Origin of the sequence: Paenibacillus abyssi (assembly GCF_014640295.1) — a bacterium.
Classification (GTDB): Bacteria; Bacillota; Bacilli; order Paenibacillales; family Paenibacillaceae; genus Paenibacillus_D; species Paenibacillus_D abyssi.
The window spans coordinates 212,631-231,825 of sequence record NZ_BMGR01000009.1; the positions used below are offsets into that span (position 1 = coordinate 212,631).

The following is a 19,195-nucleotide window of genomic DNA, read 5'->3' on the forward strand; positions in this document are numbered from 1 at the left end:
TTAACGCTCCAACCGGACAGGAACCTTCATTTGTTCGACGACGGAACTGATGACATTCTCAGCTGTTAAACCGTTCATTCGGGATTCGGTGTGAATCAGCATCCGGTGTGCAAGTACCGATACCGCAAGCTCTTTGATATCGTCAGGAATGACATAATCCCGCTCGTTCAAAAAGGCGTGGGCTTTAACCGCAGAGAGCAAAGAGATCGCCGCGCGCGGGCTCGCGCCTAACTGAACTGCACTGTGCTCCCTTGTCCCCCGCACGATACGGATTAAATAATCAGCGACCGCTTCATCGATATGAACGGTCTTTACTTGATTTTGCAGCCTGACGATGTCTGTAATGTCAGCGACCTGCTGCAGTTGATCCGATGGTTGTCCGCCATGATTCGCCAGAATCATCTCAAGCTCGGTAGCTTCATCGGGATATCCCAAGGTCAATTTCATCATGAACCGGTCAAGCTGGGCTTCGGGCAGCATATACGTGCCTTCGAATTCAATAGGGTTCTGGGTTGCAAACAAGAGAAACGGGACAGGAAGTTCATAGGTGTGGCCGTCTACGGTGATCCGGCGCTCTTCCATAGCTTCCAATAAAGCGGACTGGGTTTTTGTCGTGGCGCGGTTAATCTCGTCGGTGAGCAGGATATTCGACATGACCGGACCTGGCCGGAATATGAACGTCTCATCCTTGGGGTGGTAGATGGATACGCCGGTGATATCTGTAGGCAGTAAGTCCGGATTACATTGTATGCGGCGGAACTGTCCGCCAATCGAACGGGCGAGCGCTTTGACAAGCTGTGTTTTTCCTGTGCCCGGCACATCTTCCAGCAGTACATGCCCCCCTGCCAATAAGGCTGTCAGGAGACGGGCAATCTCTGTTTTCTTACCCAGGATACAGGCCTCAAGATTGCGGCGAATAATAGAACAGAGCTGCATATCGGCGTTTCGGTTTTCCATGTTGATACCTCCCGGATTGTAATCGAAATAGGCATTCTACCTCTATTTTACAGGAATGTATAAGAGGAGTACAGTTGGGCGTTTTCCCGAAAAAAATTGGAGGATTCCACAGAGTCCTCCATCCTCCTTTTGGCCTAATTGCTAGAGCTGTCAAATAGGACAGTATGATCAAAAAAAAGAACCGCAGTATGCGGTCGATTAAGAAAGGGATCACTTTGATCAAGTCAAATACATGGCTATGCAAAGCAGCAAAACTAACAGCACATATAACACCAACGTCATCACCATGACTTGCTGTGTCATACCCAGCTCCCTTCGGCATTCACGTTTAGGCCTTTATCCCATTGTATTCAGCTTCCATAAAGGATGACACGGCCGTGCATACCTATAAGCGCAGGAAGCACAATAAAGACTAGGAAAGGAGGGGAAGATCATGGCCAAACAACAGGGTCACGCTACAAAGAATACACAGACCAAAACAAAAGATAAAAAGGGCAATGCTTCCGGCAACAACCATTAATAAAACTGCGGCTGCGAGGAAGGATCACACCTCCCTCGCAGCCGCAGCACTTTTGTACGCGTCAGCTAACGACTGAAAATCATTGGTTATACTCCGCCTGATAGGCCGCTCTCTTCTCATCCATGACTTCCTGGCCGCCGATTTTCATGTAATCCGCCACTTCCTTGTCGTATACGGCGTCGAAATTCTCCGGTTTGGCCGTGATGACCTTCACGAAAATTTCATCGTCTTTTTGTTTCAGTGTCGGCGCATATTTGATTTCCGCTTCAATCGGCGTCACAACACGCGGCTTGATCACGCCGTCGTTCGTACCCGTCGCGATGCTCTCTACCGTGAAATCCTTGAAATTCGGATCGGAAGCGTTCGCCTCGATATTTTTCAGCTCATCGGTGGTGCTCACATATTTGCCGTTGAGGATAATGCAGTAATCGAAATAGTTGTAGAGCGTTTGCTTCGCCTGGTCATTATCAAGCGTGACCGGAAGCCCGTTTTCCATCTTGTACGTCTCGCCTTCAGTGCCGTTTTGCAGCGCGATGATGTTCTCCGTCTCCGCCATCCAGTTCAGGTATTTCACAGCCGCTTCGGCGTTTTTGCTTGCTTTGGGCACCATAATGTACAACCCGTTAGGAGGGTAAATCGGCTTTGGACGTTTGCCGTCGGCGCTTGTGAACGGATCAATGATTGCAAGCTTGGCGTTCGGGTCGTTCTTCTGCAGCTCAGCCAGGTAACCCATGTATACAGGCTCATTTGTGTTCGTTGTAGCAGCGCCGATATAACCGTTCAGCAGATTTTTCTGGAATTGCTGGGTGTCCTTGTTCATATGCAGCGGGAAGTCGGGATCAACTAGTCCTTCGTTAAACATTTTGTTCAGGAAGCGGTAGCCTTCTTTGTTGCCCGGCATCAGCCATTCGGCATTGGCGTACAGGTCTTCTTCCGTAATTTTATCCCATTCCCAGAATGAATATTGGATGGGGTGCATGTGGAAGTAGTCCATTTGGCCGTACGGAATGACATTATCTCCGGATTTGCCCGGCTTTTTCTCTTTAAACGCTTTCATTGTTTCGTAGAACTGCTCGGTTGTCTCAGGCAGCGGAAGCCCCAGCTCCTCCAGCCAGTCCGCACGGATAAATGTGGAGCTTTGCGGCTGAAGGACACGCTTGGCCGGAATGGTGTACTGCTTGCCGTCGAATATGCCGTAGCTCAGCAGCTCTTCGCCGAGGACGGATTTCAATGTTTGGCCGTGCTCCTCCAGCAGCGGGCCAAGATCCGTGATGCCCCCGTCTTTGACATAGCGCTGAACGGTCGGCAGGTCGTACGTGTAGACGATATCCGGCGCCTGGTTCGCTGCCATGAGCACATTGAGCTTATCCACTTCTTCGGAACGCGGAACGGTAACAAACTCCACTTTGATGTTATTCGGATCGCCGAAGTTCTCCTGAATGTATTTTGTCATAAAGTTATCGGTGATCGGAGGCGCTCCCGCCGGCGTATTATTGCGGTCGAACAGCTCCACGCGCAGCGTGATCGGATCTCCTTTCGGCGCTTCCCCCTGACCGCTTGACGCATTCGGCTGTCCGCCGCTTGCAGGTTCATTCCCCTGTGTGTTGCCGCCACTGCATCCCGCCAAAATCAAGGCCGCAGCCATCAAGGCGACAAGGCTGTTTGTCCATTTACGTGGCATCCTTCTCAATCTGTTCAGCTCCCTTTTTATTTTTTTCTATAGCAGCTCCTCCGGACACGGCTTCCTGCCGCCGGTCCAAAGAAGAGTTACCATCAGCCTTTTACGGCCCCAATCATCATGCCGGATATAAAATAACGCTGCAGCCACGGATAGACGAGCAGAATGGGAATCGTTGCGAACATGATTGAAGCCGCTTTGAGGCTCTCCGGAATCGGAGCGGCGGCATTCATCCCTTCGGCGATCGCCATATCGTTCACCTGGCTGTTGATGACCATCTCATACAGCTTCAGCTGCAGCGGATACAATTCCGCATTCGTGATATACAGCAGCGCATCCATGAACCCGTTCCATCTGCCTACCGCATAGAACAGGCTTAAAGTGGCCAGAACCGGAAGCGATAACGGCAAAACCACATGGGTTAATATTTTGAAATGGCCCGCCCCGTCCATTCTGGCGGATTCCTCCAGCTCCACCGGGATCGAAGAAAAGAACGTTTTGATGATAATCAGGTAGAAAGCATTGATCATCCCCGGCAGAATAAGCGCCCATATGGTGTCAAGCAGCATGAGGTTTTTGACGAGCAAATAATCGGGAATCATCCCCCCGCTGAAAAACATCGTCAGCACGATAAAAAGCAGGAAAAAATTGCGGCCCTTCAGTCTCGGCTTGGTCAGCGGATAGGCGGCTATGACCGTCATGAACATGGAAATCACGGTGAACAGCGCCACTAATCCGATCGTAAAAAACAAGGAATGTATCATCGCAGGGTTGCCGAAAACGGTTTTGTAGGCTGTAAAATCAATGTCCACTGGGAAGATGGTTACCTTCCCCGACAGAATCGGCCCATTCGCGCTTAAGGAAAGAGCAAAGATGTGAAGCAGCGGCACCAGACAGAAAATGCCCGCTATAAAAATCAAGCTCATGATCGTCATATCGATAACTTTGTCATTTCCATATGGTTTCATATCCACTCTCCTTACCAGATGCCCTGGTCGTTCACTTTTCTGGAAATATAATCTGCGGATAACAGGAAGATCAGGCCTACAACCGCCTGGAACAAGCCGATCGCCGTAGCGATGGTGTACCTTGCGGACTGAATTCCGATCTTGTACACATACGTGCTGATGACCTCGGACACATCGGTGACGAGCGGGTTGCTGAGTACGAACGGACGGTCAAAGCCGATTGTAGCCATATGCCCGATGTTGATAATGAGCAGGATCACAATCGTCGGCTTGATGCCGGGCAGTGTGATATGCCATATTTTCCGCATACGGGTCGCTCCGTCCACATCCGCTGCTTCATAAAGATCCTTGTTGATGCCGGTCAGCGCCGCCAGATAAATAATCGTTCCCCATCCGGCGCTCTGCCAGACGCCGATCCCCAGATAGGTAATCACCCAATAGAACGGCTCCGTCAGAAAAGGCACCGGCTGCATGCCGAACGATTTCAAAATGTTATTGACGATCCCATTGTTGGTCGCCAGCAGCTGAATCGCCATGCCCCCGATAATGACCCACGAAATGAAATGCGGCAGGTACAGAATCGTTTGCGCCCCTTTTTTAAACCATTTGACGCGCAGCTCGTTAAGCAGGATCGCCAGGATGATCGGAATCGGAAAGCTGATAAGCAGGTCCAGCAGATTTAACATAAACGTGTTGCGCAGCGCGATGTAGAAGCCGTTCATGGCGAAGACTTCGCGGAACGTCTCGAAGCCTACCCACGGGCTCGCGAGCACGCCTTGAAACATGTTGTAGTCCTTGAATGCGATTACAGCACCGAGCATGGGAATGTACTTAAAAATGAAGAAATAGGCCAGGGGCAGCAGGAGCAGCAAATATAATTGCCAGTCGCGGACAAGGGACGACTTCGAATTCGTTCGTACCCGCGAGGCTGCCCCGGTATGCCGTTTCGTTGCGATCTGCATGTATAACCTCCCGACTGTGATGGTTGTGAGCGCTCTTGACTATCAATGTAGCACCGGCAGGCCGTTATGGAAATTAACATTAATCTGGCGGCTAACAGAAGAAGAAAACCGCGTCATAGTAAGGAATTAACACTTTTTCAGCGCTTAACCTTTTTCCGCAAACAAGAATATCCGCTGCTAAAGGCAGCAAATTTCACCGTCACTCTTCATGCGCCCGGTTCATCGCCCTGAACTCCCCCGGGGGAAGATCGAATAATTTCTTGAAGGCGCGGTGAAAGGAAATCACATGACTGTATCCGACCTTTTCGGCAATGGTTTGAATCGGTTCATCGGTTTCTACAAGCATGTTCTTGGCATGGGCGAATCGCACCTTGAGCAGGTAATCGATGAATTTCTCCCCCAGCTCCTCCTTAAACAGATTGCTGGCGCTGCGCGCGCTGAGTCCGTATTGATCGCCGACCTGGACCAGGGAAAGGCCCGGATCGGAGTAATGCCGGTCGATATATTCTTTCATTTGCAGGGCAATGGCGTGATGCTTGCGGCTGTTCCTCTCCTGATCAATCTCCGCAGCCAGCCCCGTCATCATCGTCAGCAGCCGTTCATGCAGCTCTTCGATCGTTTCCGTATGGCTGGCAATCCGCTCGAACCGGCTCTGATAATCCTCCTTCCAAAGCGCTTGAACGCCCGGCGGCAGCAGCTTGATATCCTTTTGAAGCTGATGGATCAGGTTGTTCATAAACGTCACGATATCGTTTTTGGAGATCAGCATCTGCTTCAGCTTGAAAAAAATCTGATTCAGCTTATCCACCCACTGCTCATCATCCATGCGGTAGAAGCGGGTCATCTCCAGCACCTTTTGGAAGCAGGCAAAGGTCTCTCCGTTTGTCCGCGTGTTTGTTTTATCATTGTCGATAACCGTATTGGTGCCGAATACGGCCTTATAGGCGGCATTCTCATTCGCATTACGGTAGGAGCAGGAGATGCTGCGAATAGTATCCGTTTCTGAACCGATGCCCACAGACAGCGTCAACTCAAGGTGGGCATTGATCCAGCCGCGAAATTCCTCGCCCAGCCGCCGCAGCGTTTCCTGATAGGGCTCGTCGCTGCCGGACAAGTGCAGCACCGCCGCCAGCTGATGCGGCTGCACCCAAACATGCCAGACGAACAGCTCTCTTTGCTGCGCGAGCTCCCGGAAGGCCGTCTCGATCAAAAACTTCAATAAATATTGGTCGCTCGGGCTGTATTTCTCCGTAAATGCGGTATAGTGATCGATCTCCAGCGCAATAACGCCAAGCCGCTGACAGGCGTGAGGCAGTCCGAACGAGGCCATCTGCCTCTCCCACTCCAGATCCGTCAGCACCTGGTGGCCTGTAAGCAGCTCGTGAAACAGATTGCGCTGCCTAAGCAGCATCTCTTCTTTGTGCAGGGCGTCATAATCGACCGATTTCTCCAGCAGATGGTCGATCGCGGTTTCAATAAATTTAAATTCGTTGCGGGGAATCTTAATGCCCAGCTCTTCGCTTTTGCGTGCCGTATACCCGTTAATCTTGCCTAGGATGGCTTGAATCGGCTTATAATTGACATGAGTGATAAAGGTGAACCAGAGTAACGCCAGCACAATGATAATTAAAACGGCGACAAACCAAAGATTCGACAGCAGCGAGAGCATCGAATATTCATTGGCATGCACGCTGTCCGAATAGAAATACCAGCCGGTGTAGCCGGAGGCCGCGTAAATTTGTTCCCCCATGTCCGGCTCCGCCGCGCCGGGGAAAGGCTGTTTATCGGCATCGAGCAGCTGGACAGCGCCGTTCCCGCCGGAATTAAACCGGCTTAGAAACTCGATCAGCGATTTCACGTACAGATTGACGACAACGGCGCCCTGTTCATTCGAACCGTACGGGAACACCTTTACCAGCGAGACGACCTGCTGCGTCGTGTCATCAAGAATCGAAGGATTGAAGTCTCTCGTGCTCGTCCATCCCGCCGAATTGCCCTGTTCATACACCGAACTGAAAAAAGACTTGTCATTAAATGTATCCAGCTCTACCATCCCTGATCCGGAAAGCACCTTTCCCGTGTGTTCATTGTATAAATAGATCGTATTTTCGAAGGGAAGAGTGGACGAGAAGTCAGCCAGCTGTTTCTGAATGATAAAATAGTCGTACAGAGACTTCGGCTCGCCGGTGAAATAGCTTTGCAGGATCCCGTCCGTAAACATTTCACTGACGATATTTCGTTCCGTCAATTGTAAATTGGCGTCCATGTTCCGTATCGTTTGCTGCAGAATCGCTTGATTCGTTTCGATGTATTTTTGCTCCGAAGAACGGTTCAGCGTCGTAAAAAACACAAAAATAAGCGATGAAATAACGACAAAGAAGATAGGCGCATAAGAAAGCATCGTGCGGTAATACCAGTTCATCTTCACAGGCTCAACCTCCTCGCGGAAAACAACCAATAATTAAAGCGCTTTCAAATCTGCCTTTCAAGAAAAAAACCGCGTAAGGCGCGGTTTCCTTCCTGAAAGCCCGGATGAACCGGGTGCTTGCTGCCTAACCCTTTATTAACGTGCCGCGCAGCGGATTCACGTACTCCAAGTAGCGTTCCTTTACCCGCCCGCCGATGACGTCTCCCTCATGAATAAACAATCTGTGCTTCATGGCAATGGACGCGTCGTTTGGCAATACTTTGCCGCCGCAAAAATGGAAGTTGGCCGGTGTGAAAGGGCCGTAATCCCTGACAAACCACTGCGAAGCAAACGTTTCGTTGGCCGGATGGGCGAAGGCCGCAATCCCCGCTTGGATATATTCCTTGACTGCTTCGCCGTCTTCGCGTTTCATGCCGAAAAACAGCTCGCCGCTGTAATCGACCCATTCCGTGACGGTGCCGAATATTTCGCTCTCCCCTGATTTTCCGCTCGCTGCGGTGATAACGCCTCTATGATGACCGTTAATTTGTTCGTTGACACGGATAAAAGGGAACCCTCCCTCCTTGGTGTCTCCGAACCTGACCTCTCCATTTAAGGCATACAGCTCTGTCGCGAGATCCATGTACCTGGATTCGGGAGGCAGGTTGTAGATTCTAACGCTCCGGGTTTCCTGCAGCAGCAATTCGCCGTGCTCATCCTGCCAGTCGATCAGCGCGGTAAGCTGGCCGAAGACCGGACCGCCCGTCATCGTCAAAAATTTGCGGTGAACCTGTCTGCCTTCCCCGCGGAATTCATGGTAGAGCTTATGCCCGTTCACATCGTCGTGCCCCCACCACAGCCCGTGATGATGGAGATGATCGTCCGGCGCATCCTGAATGAGCGTCTTGCCGTGAGGGCCTATTAAGGGATAATAATAAGGCTTGCCGACATGACCGGAATACAAGTACCGGGTAAAAAGCTTGCCTTCGATGCTGACCACAACCCTGGCGTTGTCCTCCTGATGATCGAGGTAGACACCAGGAAGCTCGCTCCAAGGATTATGGCGGCGGTCGGCCGGCGCAAGCTCCTCCCTTGGCTTCAGGACCAGGGACAGCTCGGCTTCGAAGGGCAACGCCATTTCCTGCAGCAATACATAAAGCGCGTACTCGCGTTTTGTCCCCTCCGGGGAGGCGGACATCGCGTCCTTGCCCAGCTGACAAGCCAGCCTTACCCCGGCAGGCTCGTGGACGGCATCGATATCCGAGCGCCCCGCCCATCCCTCAAGCTTTATAAATGCCTCTTCGTCCAAGCCGATTTTCACCACGGCGGGAAGCAGCGTGTCACGGCCTACGGATAATTTTATTTTATAAAGGCTGTTCATTGCATCTCCGCCCCTTATCTTTGCTCTCCGCTGACGGTGATTTCATTGTTGGTGAATGCCGCAACCGAGTTTTTCTTCTCGTAGAAATGCGTCGCCGAGGCCATCATGCCTTCGCGGGTATAGAACGGGCTGTTCGGCAGCAGCGGCAGCTGCACCGTCTGTCCCGTGCTTGCGGCTTGATAAATCGCGGTGATCAGCTCCAGCGTTTTCCTGCCTTCCTCTCCGGTCACCAGCACCTGTCCGCTGCCGTTCTCTATGGCGGTCAATACATTATCAAGCTGTCCTTTGTGCCCGACATACTGCAGCGCCGGAACCTTTTCTGCAACGGCCTCGATCTCCTGTTCCAGCTCAGGGTTCGGTTTGGGAAAGCCGTTCTCCTGGGCCAGGGAAGCGGTAACCTGCCACGGCATCGAGATTCTTGCCTTCTCCCCTTGAAAAATGAGCTTCTGCTCCTGCCCGTGATGAACGACCGAGCTCGTAATTTGCGCAAGCGCCCGCGGGTACGAGAGAATGGCCACCGACAGATCCTCCACTTCGGCGTTGTCATGCGACGTATTGCTCATTACGGCAGTGACCTTGTCCGGCAGCCCCATCATCCATTGGAGCATATCGATATGGTGGACGGCATGGTTCAGCGTACAGCCTCCGCCTTCCTTTTCCCACGTGCCTCTCCACCACAGATCGTAATACACGTAGCCCCGCCACCAGAAGGAATCGATCTGCGCATGGACGATCCGTCCGGCCGCCCCGGAATCCAGCACATGCTTCAGCCGCATGACCGCATCGCCGAACCGGTTTTGGCTGACAACGGACAGAAGTTTGCCGGAGCGCGCCGCCGCTTCGTTCATCCGGTCGCATTCAGCCAGGGAAGAAGCCATAGGCTTCTCAACGATGACATGCTTGCCCGCATTGAGAGCGGTTACTGAAATATCGGCATGCGTGTAAGGCGGCGTGCATACGGAGACAAGATCGATATCCTCGCGCTGCAGCAGCTCGCGGTAATCGCTTACAATATCGCAATCTAAATTGTACGCCTGTTTTTTGGCCTGCGCGCTTTCCGGGCTCACATCGCAAAAGGCAACGATCCTGCACCGCTCTCCAAACGATAAATACGATTCAATATGGGCAGACGAAATTGATCCCGTTCCAATTACAGCTACACGAATCATCCGTTTTTTCATCTCCTCGATTTATAGTTAATATACTAATATAACTAGTATACAACTTGTTAAAAAATAATGAAACAATAGAATTTCGACATTCGCGCAATGACTTGACGCGATCATGATTTGTCGATTGGATATTTACAGTACGTAATAATTAAATTATGATGGCTTTGATATTCGTTATGCAGAACATGCATTTGTTAGGAGAGGCCGATGACAACAAAGAAGCTCGTTATGATTATATTTGTGCTCTGCTTGCTGCTTCCACCGGATCCATCCCGCTCTATTCTGGCTGACAAAAGCGCCGGCAGCGGGAGCTGGACACAGCACGCCTATGATCCGAATGCACCGGGACTGGAATCAAACCCTTTGAAAGGCTTTATCCCTTTCGCCCCGGCCTCTAATTCGTTTCCCCACAGCATGGAATGGTTTTATATCCCGCTAAGAGAACTCCAAAGCGGACAACGCAGCTTTCACTGGGAGGCATTGGAGGAGAGACTCGACGACATCGCAAGCCGCGGGCACCAAGCTGTGTTTCGTGTCTATCTCGACTATCCGACCTTTCCTGCCGGTATCCCGCAATATATGATCGACAACGGGGTCCCGGTCCGGCAATATTCCGAGTATAACAACGTCAAGAGCCTGACTCCGGATTGGAACGATGAGCGGCTTATGAAAGGCCTGCTTTCATTTATCCGGGCTTTCGGCGAAAGATATGACGGCGATCCGAGAATCGGCTTTGTCACCGCGGGCTTGTACGGCTTTTGGGGCGAATGGCATATCTATCCTTACGACGGTGACACTGGCATGGAAGACCGGCAAATGAGCAGCGCCAATCAAGCCAGATTGCTGGAGGCTTACCGAAATTCCTTTGATCAAACCCAGGTGCTGATCCGTTATCCGGGCGTTAACGCCGCAATTTCATTGAAGAAGCATTTTGGCTTTCATGACGATTCCTTTGCTTATGAAACGCTCGGTCCCGAAGATTGGCAATTCGTGCCGTCCCTGAAAGCGGCTCATCTCACCGGGCTGTGGAAGTCCCGTGCCATAGGCGGCGAGCTGCGCCCCGAGCTTCAGGAAAGCATTTGGGAATCCTGGCCAAACCGGGTCGGCCAGGACTTTCAGAAATCGGTTGAAGCTACGCATGCCAGCTGGTTGCTCAATGATACGATATTCAATGAGCAGTTAAGCAGCACAGAGCAACGCCATGCGCTCCGGGCTCACAAAATGCTTGGCTATGAATTGTTCGTCAGCGCTTCAAACCTCGTCATGTCGAACGAGAAAGGCGAACTATCGGTCAAGGTGCGGATCCAAAACAAAGGAAAGGCTCCGTTCTATTATCCATGGGATGCCGAAATCCGCCTGCTGGACGCAAACGGCAATGCAGTACATACTTGGAATCCTATCCCGTGGAGCCTGCCGGAAATACTGCCCGGGGACAACGCATACGAGCGCCTGTTTACCGGTCAGCTTCCCACTTTAAGCCCCGGCCAATACAAGGTGCTGCTAAGGGTGCCGAATCCGATGAAAGGCGGCTCTCCTCTGCGTTTTGCCAATGAGAACCAAGACAAAGATCTTGCAGGTTGGCTGACGCTGGGCAATATCGGTATCGCCCCAGCGGAGGCGGGAAACAACCCGGATCCGGAACCGTCAACGGCAATGGCTCCGGCTGCGTTTAAGAATGCTTCCGGCTGGGCGGCCCAGGATCTCCGGATCGCCGCAGAAAAGGGATTAACCGGGCCTGTCCAAGAATTGAGCTTTACCGATTCTATTACACGCGAGCAGTTTTGCGAGATTATCATCAAGCTGTATGAGGCGATAACAGCGACGGTTGTGCCGAAAGCGTCCGAGAATCCGTATACTGACACCGGTAATCCGGAAATTTTGAAGGCGTATCACCTTGGAATTGTGAATGGAACCGCGCTTCATCAGTTTTCGCCCGGTGCTCTTATCACCCGCGAGCAGCTTGCCAGCATGATGATGCGTACGTTATCCGCATCCGGCAAAACCGTTGCGAGCCGGGGAGGGAAAACATTCTCTGACCAACAAACGTTTTCTCCTTATGCCGCTGAAGCAATTATGTTTTTGTCCTCGGCAGATGTCATCAAAGGAATATCAAAGGACACCTTCGGTTCTAAACAGCATGCCACGATCGAGCAAGCGGTCATTATGGCAACAAGACTGCTGGAACAGCAAATCCCGAAAAGTTAAAAAACACAACAATAAGCCCGGAGCATGAACTTGAGAACCCTCTAGGGGAAAGTTCATGCTCCGGGCTGCCTAAAACGATCGTGCGGGGCTTCATCCGCCCCGCAAAGCTTTCGCCTTTCCCTCGTTCACTATTTAACAGAGCCCATCATACCGGCTACAAAATGCTTCTGCATCAGGAAGAACACGAGCGCCGTCGGAATCGTAGCGATGACGATTGCCGTCATGATCACTCCGTAATCCGGAGCATAACTGGAACCGAGATTGGATATGAGTAAAGGTATCGTTTTGTTCTCCGGAGATTGGAGCACGATGAGCGGCCACATGTAGTTGTTCCAACTGGACATGAACGTGATGATCGCTGCCGCGGCATAAGTCGTTTTCATCGTAGGCATGTAGATGCGTACAAAGAGGCCCAGCTCGCTCAGCCCGTCCATCCGTCCGGCCTCCAGCATATCCCGCGGAAACATCTTCGTGCTCTGGCGGAAGAAGAAGATCAGGAATGCTGTCGTTACGGTAGGCAGTATAACCGAAGCTGCCGTATCTATGCCGATGAAGGGCGCAGTTTGTGATACGCTCGCAAACATCCGGTACAGCGGCACCATCAACGCCGCGAACGGAATCATCATCGATAGCAGCAAAATGTTAAAGACGATATCCTTGGCTCTGCTTCTGTAAATTTCAAATCCATACCCCGCCAACGATCCGATAAGCAGCGCGAGAACCGTCGTCGTAATGGAAATTTTCGCTGAATTCAGCAAGGCCGGCACCAAATCGATCGAATTGAATAGATTGCTTACGTTCTGCCCGAGAAAGCTGCCCGGCAGCAGCTTGCCCTGCGTCACGTCAGATGACTTGTTCGTCGAGCTGACGATCATCCAGAGAAAAGGGAAGATGGATACGATGGATGAGATGATGAGAAATCCATAGATGAAGATACGTTTGATTCTAGCCATTTCGATCACCTGCCGCTTTAAACTGTAGAACGGAGAAGATTACAATCAGAACGACGATGGCGTAGGATACGGTAGCCGCATAACCAAAGTCTGGCGTATATTTGAATGACAGGTTGTAGATATACTGGGAAATGCTCGTCGTTGCGTTCCCCGGTCCGCCCCCTGTAATATTCATGACTTCATCGAACAGCTGCAGCGTACCGATCGTCGACGTGATCGACGTGAACAGAATGATCGGCTTGAGCAGCGGAATCGTAATTTGGAAGAACTGCTTGAACGCCGAAGCGCCGTCGATTCTAGCAGCTTCATAGATGGAATTGTCGATATTCTGAAGCGCGGAAAGATAGAAAATCATATTATAGCCGGTCCAACGCCAAGTAATGGCGATAATGATCGTGATCTTCGCCCAGAAAGGATCTGTGATCCATTGAATCGGCGCAGATATGATCGATACTTTCATCAGCATTGTGTTCACCAGGCCATCCGCCGCGAACAGGTATTTAAAAATGACAGAATAAGCAACGAGCGACGTTACGCAAGGCAGGAAAATCGCGGTCCGAAAAAATCCTTTGAACTTAAGCCGGCTGTCATTGAGCAGCACGGAAATAAACAGCCCCAAAATAATCATGATTGGCACTTGCACAATTAAATAAATGAACGTGTTCTTAACTGCCGCAATAAACATCGAATCCGTGAACAGCCGCACATAATTATCTAAACCTACAAACTGCAGATTCATGCCCCTACCCGACTGCAGCGACAAGATCAGCGCTTGCACCATCGGGTAAAAGTAAAACACGCAAATCATGATCACGGCCACCGAAATAAAGGACCAACCGATTGCATTCGTTTTTGCTTGTATGGACATGCCCGATCTTGCTACCTTCACAAGGCCAGCTCCTTCCCGCTATCCAAATAAATAACCTTGGGCCTAATGCTGCAACTGTTAATTGCGATTTGAAGCAATTCAGCTGGCAATCAAAATCCGCCGGCCGAAGCAGCCGGCGAATCGCCTGTTTCCGCAGGTGGCAGGTGAATGCCCAAGGTTGTATTTATATACCGCTATGTTATCTAATTTGAGCTACCGCTTGATTCTGCGCATCCTCCAGCACTTTATCGAGGTCTTTGCCGTTCAGGAAATTCTGCATCTCTACGACGAGAATATCTTCGATCGCATAGGTGTGCATACCGTAGTTAACACGCGGGATTTGCTCTGTCCATGCCGCGAAATCAGTAATCGTGCTTTGTCCGCCGTAGAATTCGTCAGTAGCTTTGTAAGCTTCGCCATCGGCAGCAGGAATGTAAGTGCCGATCGCTCCAACCTCGGTGATGAGCTGCTGATAGAAATCAACGTTTGAACCGAAGGTTTTGGCCAGGAAATCCGCTGCCTGCTCTTTGCCCGGAATATTCAGGACATACCAGGAGCTTCCGCCCAGATTGGAGGCGTTAACCGCGTCAGGGTGATCCGGCAGCTTCGGAATCGGTGCGACCGCCCAATTGCCGGACTGCGAGGCTTCCGCCTTGATCGATGCGTTGATCCAGTTACCGGTAGGCACGCTTGCCACATCACCGCTGTTAAAGGTAGCTACGTATTGGCTCCAATCGGAGTTAGGCTTCACAATATTCGCTTCCATCATCTCTTTATAGAGCTGGAAAGCTTCTTTCAGCGGTTCGTTTCCGACAAGATTTGGCGTTACGCCGTCTTCTTCCATGTACCATGATCCGACGGTCTGAATCATCACGCGGATAATGCCGAGGTCATTCGGGTCAAGCGAAATCATATCCTTGCCGGTTGCTTCCTTCACTTTCTTGCCGATCTCGATGTATTGCTTCCAATCGATGCCCTGCAGGTCTTCGATTGTATAGCCCGCTTGCTCCAGATAATCGGTACGAACGAATAAGCCAGCTACGCCAGAGTCAAACGGCAGTCCGTAGTTTTTGCCGTCAAAGCTGGTCGGCCCGATCTTGTATTCGGCAAATTCCGAAGCATTGATATGTTCCGTCAGATCGTAGAACATGTCCGGATAGGCCTGCAGGAAGCCTTGAGCGCGATAATCCTCGATCAATACAATATTCGGCAGCCCGCTGGTCGTTCCCGCGCCCAAGCCCGTATTCAGCTTCTGGATAATATCGTCATGCGCATTCTCGACGATATTGATATTCGCGTCCGGATTCTCCGCCGCATAAGCTTCCTTTGCAATATTTAAAGCTTTGATATTGAAGTTGGGATCCCATGCCCACACCGTCACTTGTGCCCCGCCGTCCGTTCCTGTTGACCCGGTATTGCCATTTGGTTCATTGCTTCCGGATGAACATGCAGCTAATAACAACATACTTGCCATAAACAATGCCAATAATTTTTTCACTTTTTCAACCCCCAGACGGTTTAATGAAAACGTTTTCTGATTACGTTTACATCTTATCATTCCGATAAAATTAAACGTTAGTACAATATTTGTATGGATTGGTGATATCATTGTCTGTTGATTGAATACGCTTTCTTTCTCTTGAACTATATTTAGAATTTTGTCTTTTCTTTAGTTTGGATGAAAGGAAGCTTGATCCTCACCCGTGTTCCCCCACCGATTTCACTCGTAATCGTTACACCGTAAGGCTCTCCATACAGCAACAGGAGCCGCTCATGTACGTTGCGGACGCCGATTCCGGTGAACAACTGGCGTTTGCTTTGGGATTTGGGCAGCTTCCGGCCGGCTTCGCTGCGCATGCCGTCGCCGTTGTCGGCCACCTCACAGATTAATGCCTCCGACTCCCGGGATATCATGACATAAATATAGCCTTCCGGCTTTATGTTAAAAGCATGGAAGAAAGCATTTTCGATAAAGGGCTGGATAATAAGCTTCGGTACCTGAGCCTCCATGCAGTCGGGCGCAACAAAATAACTAACCTTGATTCTGTCGCCATAGCGCACTTGATTGATAAACGCATAGTTTTTCAAATTGACGAGCTCCTGTTCTACGCTGATCGTCTCATTGACATTGCCGATTGCGTTCTGAAGCAGGGAGATCAGCGCATTAATGGTTTCCGCAGCCTTCTCCTTGCTGCTCTGCTGAACCATGATTTTGATCGAAGCGAGCGTATTGTACAAAAAATGCGGATTGATCTGCCGCTGAAGCGCTGCCAGCTCGGCATTACGCTGCCTTTTCTGCGTTTGCACAAGCTCTTTGACGTAATCATGGAGCTCGTCCAGCATGGAATTAAAAGCCTGTGCCAGTTGACGGGTTTCATAACTGCCCGAAACCGTCACATAATGATCGAATTCGTATTTAGATATATTGGCGATCTGTTTGACAAGCCGGGTTAGCGACTTGGTCAGTCTTCTGGAGATGAGAAAAACAATGATCAAAGCCCCGGTAACGATCGCGATGCAGATCAGAACAATCGCCTTGGTATCAATTAATTGGCCAAGCGCCAACTGCTTGTCGATCAAGTTAACGAGATACAAATCATATGAGGATAGATAGTCCGACAATACGATTTGCTCTTTGCCCATTACATAAGCATCCTTATACTCAAGCGCCTGCTCTTCGAGCTCTATGGCGTGAGCCAGCAGATCATTAGCCTTCTGCCCAATGAGATTCACCTGATTGCTCGATACGATGACACCCGACCTGTTCAGGACAATAACATCATTGCCGATGCTCGTATAGCTTGCGTAGAAGCGCCTGAACTCACTTTCGCGAATGGCGAAATACATCGAGCCGTAAATATTGCCGGTCGCCCGATCCATCAAGGCCTTGGCCGCGACGATTGTGGGCTCTCTGTGTTCATCGCCATGATCAAGGTGATACAACAGCCGTTTCGGCTGCTGATGCGTATATGCGGTCATATCATGCTGCTTCAACTCATTATCGGATATCGGCCAGTTCGACCGGTTGCTCGCATAAGATCTGCCGTTCATTCCGATTACGTTTATACTCACTTCATAAGCATCCAGGTTGGATGTAATTTGCATCATTTGCAGGTTCATATTGTAAAAAGCCTTAAACATCGTGAGGGAGTCGGAATCCCCCTCCGTAAGAAACCGCTTAATCGTTCCGTTCTGCAGGATATTGCTGGAGGCTGTGATGATGGAGTAGTTAAACGACTCCAGGCCTGAGTTAATTTGGCTGATGACCTTGGAGTTCGTAATACTGAACGTTTCGATAAACAGCCGTTCCGATATACGGATGGTGGACCAGGTGATCAGAATGGATACAGCAATAATACTGACCACCATGATGATGAACATTTTTACAAACAAGCCATGAAATTTGAATCGATCCAAAAATCGTCTCATTATAGTCGCTTCCCTTGCATCGAGTGTTGCCGTCGGTATTGGCTCGGAGAGAGGCCTGTCATCTTCTTAAATACTTTGCAGAAATAGCTGTGATCCGAATACCCGACCATGCCGCTAATCTCGGAGATGGATGCGGCGTCCTTGCGCAGCAGCTCGGCGGCCTTCTCCGTACGAATCTTGTTCAGGTACTCTGCGAAACCTTCCTTGTTATAGGTGCTGAAGTAACTGGACAGATAAGAAGGGTTAAAATGAAAATGGTTTGCCATATCCTTCAGGCTCAGCGGATCGGAATAATGCTGATCGATATATTCGAGAAGCATCTTCATATTAGCGCCTCCCGCATGGCTCGCAGAGGAGCAGATGCAATTCTGGGCTGCCGTGATAAAGTCGAACAGCTGAGACGCAGCCTCGTCCGCATTACGCGATTCGTCAATGGAATTGAAGTATTTGTATCTGGCTTTCTCCAGTTCCTTGACATCGTAATCCATATTGCCAAGCAGTACCGTAACATTGAAGATAATATTGCTTAGAAATGATTTGAACTCAAAGATGTCTGTCGTGTAGCTGGCAGTCATGGCGGCTACATGCTGCTTCAATTCACCGAAAGCCACATCGAACTGGCTGCGCTTCAGCTCCTCCGTAAACCGATTGAGGTTGAACTTGACGGCTTGAGGTGCCGGGACCGGTATCTCATTGTGTACGATCAGTCGTCTGTCTGGAAAATAAAAGCTGTATTGAAGCAGCTTTAATAAGCCCTCCTTATATACGGCGCCCAGCTCAGCGAAATCCGTAAAAGGCCCGCTGAGTGCAAAGACCGCATACGGAGCGGAGTCTGCCGTCGCGGCAACCACATCTGCGGCAGCCTTATTCAATTCCGGCAGCCGACTCTTTTCCACATTCAGCAGAACAGCGGCAACGTTCTGTTCGATTGAAAATGAACGATAAGCCAAGTGCGGCACACCAGCCTCGAGCTCAGCCTCGATCATCTGGATGAGAATAGAGCGAGCGCTGTTCATACCGGATGGCAAATGCTTCAGACTGACGCCAAACAAACAGAAGCTGTCATATGGGAATCGTTCCACTACAGCATCCGGATCGTAGTCTATATCGTAACCGGCTACCAGCCTTTCTATGATTTGATCAATAGAAAGACTAATCTCTTCCGTTGCATCCGTTGCATGGAGTGACGGTATTTTGCCCGCTGTTGCCCTTAAAACCCGGAGCAGCTCCTGCGTTTCAAGTTTCGGCTTCAGAATGTAATCGGCTACCCCGCTTTGGAAGGTAGAGCGGACGTAATCAAACTCCCCGAAGCTGCTGAGTACGACAACCTCGATATCCGGATACCTGACCTTGATCGCTCTTGTCAATTCCTCCCCATCCATGACAGGCATGACGATGTCCGTGAGTACAATATGCGGATGAGTCTCATCTATAAGCTCGAGCGCTTCCTTGCCATTGGAAGCTTCACCAACGATTTGGAAGCCTTCCTGTTTCCAATTTAAATAATGCTTAATCCCCTGCCTGATCAGTATTTCATCGTCTACGATTAGCACCCTGCATAATTCCTTTGATGTCAATGTCTATCCCTCCGTCAGTATTGCGAAATCTAATGATTCTGCCTTATTACCTGCAATCCATAAAGGATAATGTGAATCAGAAAACGCTATCATTTTAAGATATTTACATTAGTATATT

13 protein-coding genes are annotated in these 19,195 nt (G+C 50.3%); 1 reads left to right on the plus strand and 12 read right to left on the minus strand.

Annotated features, from left to right (window positions below):
• The 7 genes from IEW11_RS15015 to IEW11_RS15045 form a co-directional block, all read right to left on the minus strand.
• Nucleotides 1-957, minus strand: coding sequence for an AAA family ATPase (locus IEW11_RS15015; protein ID WP_188531871.1), 957 nt, complete (start codon nt 955-957; stop codon nt 1-3).
• Between the two features lie 599 nt (nt 958-1,556).
• The gene (locus IEW11_RS15020; protein ID WP_188531913.1) at nt 1,557-3,158 is read right to left on the minus strand and encodes an extracellular solute-binding protein; all 1,602 of its coding nucleotides are present in this window, start codon (nt 3,156-3,158) and stop codon (nt 1,557-1,559) included.
• 92 nt (nt 3,159-3,250) lie between these two features.
• Nucleotides 3,251-4,123: a carbohydrate ABC transporter permease gene (locus tag IEW11_RS15025; protein ID WP_188531872.1), complete on the minus strand. Its 873-nt coding sequence runs from the start codon at nt 4,121-4,123 to the stop codon at nt 3,251-3,253.
• Between the two features lie 11 nt (nt 4,124-4,134).
• Nucleotides 4,135-5,085 carry an ABC transporter permease gene (locus IEW11_RS15030; RefSeq protein WP_188531873.1) on the minus strand — a complete coding sequence of 317 codons (951 nt, stop codon included), beginning with the start codon at nt 5,083-5,085 and terminating at the stop codon, nt 4,135-4,137.
• A gap of 199 nt (nt 5,086-5,284) precedes the next feature.
• On the minus strand, nt 5,285-7,507 hold the full coding sequence (locus tag IEW11_RS15035; RefSeq protein ID WP_229725317.1) for a helix-turn-helix domain-containing protein: 2,223 nt from the start codon (nt 7,505-7,507) through the stop codon (nt 5,285-5,287).
• A 130-nt stretch (nt 7,508-7,637) separates the two neighbouring features.
• Complete coding sequence (locus tag IEW11_RS15040; RefSeq protein WP_188531875.1) at nt 7,638-8,873, minus strand: DUF6807 domain-containing protein; 1,236 nt, start codon at nt 8,871-8,873, stop codon at nt 7,638-7,640.
• 14 nt (nt 8,874-8,887) lie between these two features.
• A complete protein-coding gene (locus IEW11_RS15045; protein WP_188531876.1) occupies nt 8,888-10,042 on the minus strand; it encodes a Gfo/Idh/MocA family protein in 1,155 nt (384 codons plus the stop codon).
• Between the two features lie 210 nt (nt 10,043-10,252).
• Between IEW11_RS15045 and IEW11_RS15050 the strand changes: the two genes are divergently transcribed.
• Nucleotides 10,253-12,250 carry a DUF4832 domain-containing protein gene (locus IEW11_RS15050; protein WP_188531877.1) on the plus strand — a complete coding sequence of 666 codons (1,998 nt, stop codon included), beginning with the start codon at nt 10,253-10,255 and terminating at the stop codon, nt 12,248-12,250.
• A 128-nt stretch (nt 12,251-12,378) separates the two neighbouring features.
• On the opposite strand, the gene IEW11_RS15055 is transcribed toward IEW11_RS15050, so the two are convergent.
• From IEW11_RS15055 to IEW11_RS15075, 5 genes are all read right to left on the minus strand, one after another.
• Entirely contained in the window at nt 12,379-13,203 is an 825-nt protein-coding gene (locus IEW11_RS15055; protein WP_188531878.1) for a carbohydrate ABC transporter permease, read from the minus strand.
• On the minus strand, nt 13,196-14,071 hold the full coding sequence (locus tag IEW11_RS15060) for a carbohydrate ABC transporter permease (RefSeq protein ID WP_188531914.1): 876 nt from the start codon (nt 14,069-14,071) through the stop codon (nt 13,196-13,198). The genes IEW11_RS15055 and IEW11_RS15060 overlap by 8 nt, the downstream gene beginning before the upstream one ends.
• 199 nt (nt 14,072-14,270) lie before the next feature.
• Nucleotides 14,271-15,569, minus strand: coding sequence for an ABC transporter substrate-binding protein (locus IEW11_RS15065; protein ID WP_188531879.1), 1,299 nt, complete (start codon nt 15,567-15,569; stop codon nt 14,271-14,273).
• A gap of 152 nt (nt 15,570-15,721) precedes the next feature.
• Nucleotides 15,722-17,500 (minus strand): cache domain-containing sensor histidine kinase, encoded by a 1,779-nt coding sequence (locus IEW11_RS15070; protein ID WP_188531880.1) that lies wholly within the window; start codon nt 17,498-17,500, stop codon nt 15,722-15,724.
• Nucleotides 17,500-19,077 (minus strand): response regulator transcription factor, encoded by a 1,578-nt coding sequence (locus IEW11_RS15075; RefSeq protein WP_188531881.1) that lies wholly within the window; start codon nt 19,075-19,077, stop codon nt 17,500-17,502. The genes IEW11_RS15070 and IEW11_RS15075 overlap by 1 nt, the downstream gene beginning before the upstream one ends.
• Nucleotides 19,078-19,195 lie beyond the last annotated feature (118 nt).

Bases quoted from the DNA above. Each gene is read 5' to 3' on its own strand.
- IEW11_RS15060 (WP_188531914.1), bottom strand. From the start codon at position 14,071: ATGTCCATACAAGCAAAAACGAATGCAATCGGTTGGTCCTTTATTTCG.
- IEW11_RS15040 (WP_188531875.1), bottom strand. From the start codon at position 8,873: ATGAACAGCCTTTATAAAATAAAATTATCCGTAGGCCGTGACACGCTG.
- IEW11_RS15035 (WP_229725317.1), bottom strand. From the start codon at position 7,507: ATGAACTGGTATTACCGCACGATGCTTTCTTATGCGCCTATCTTCTTT.
- IEW11_RS15050 (WP_188531877.1), top strand. From the start codon at position 10,253: ATGACAACAAAGAAGCTCGTTATGATTATATTTGTGCTCTGCTTGCTG.
- IEW11_RS15045 (WP_188531876.1), bottom strand. From the start codon at position 10,042: ATGATTCGTGTAGCTGTAATTGGAACGGGATCAATTTCGTCTGCCCAT.
- IEW11_RS15055 (WP_188531878.1), bottom strand. From the start codon at position 13,203: ATGGCTAGAATCAAACGTATCTTCATCTATGGATTTCTCATCATCTCA.
- IEW11_RS15025 (WP_188531872.1), bottom strand. From the start codon at position 4,123: ATGAAACCATATGGAAATGACAAAGTTATCGATATGACGATCATGAGC.
- IEW11_RS15070 (WP_188531880.1), bottom strand. From the start codon at position 17,500: ATGAGACGATTTTTGGATCGATTCAAATTTCATGGCTTGTTTGTAAAA.
- IEW11_RS15030 (WP_188531873.1), bottom strand. From the start codon at position 5,085: ATGCAGATCGCAACGAAACGGCATACCGGGGCAGCCTCGCGGGTACGA.
- IEW11_RS15020 (WP_188531913.1), bottom strand. From the start codon at position 3,158: ATGCCACGTAAATGGACAAACAGCCTTGTCGCCTTGATGGCTGCGGCC.
- IEW11_RS15015 (WP_188531871.1), bottom strand. From the start codon at position 957: ATGGAAAACCGAAACGCCGATATGCAGCTCTGTTCTATTATTCGCCGC.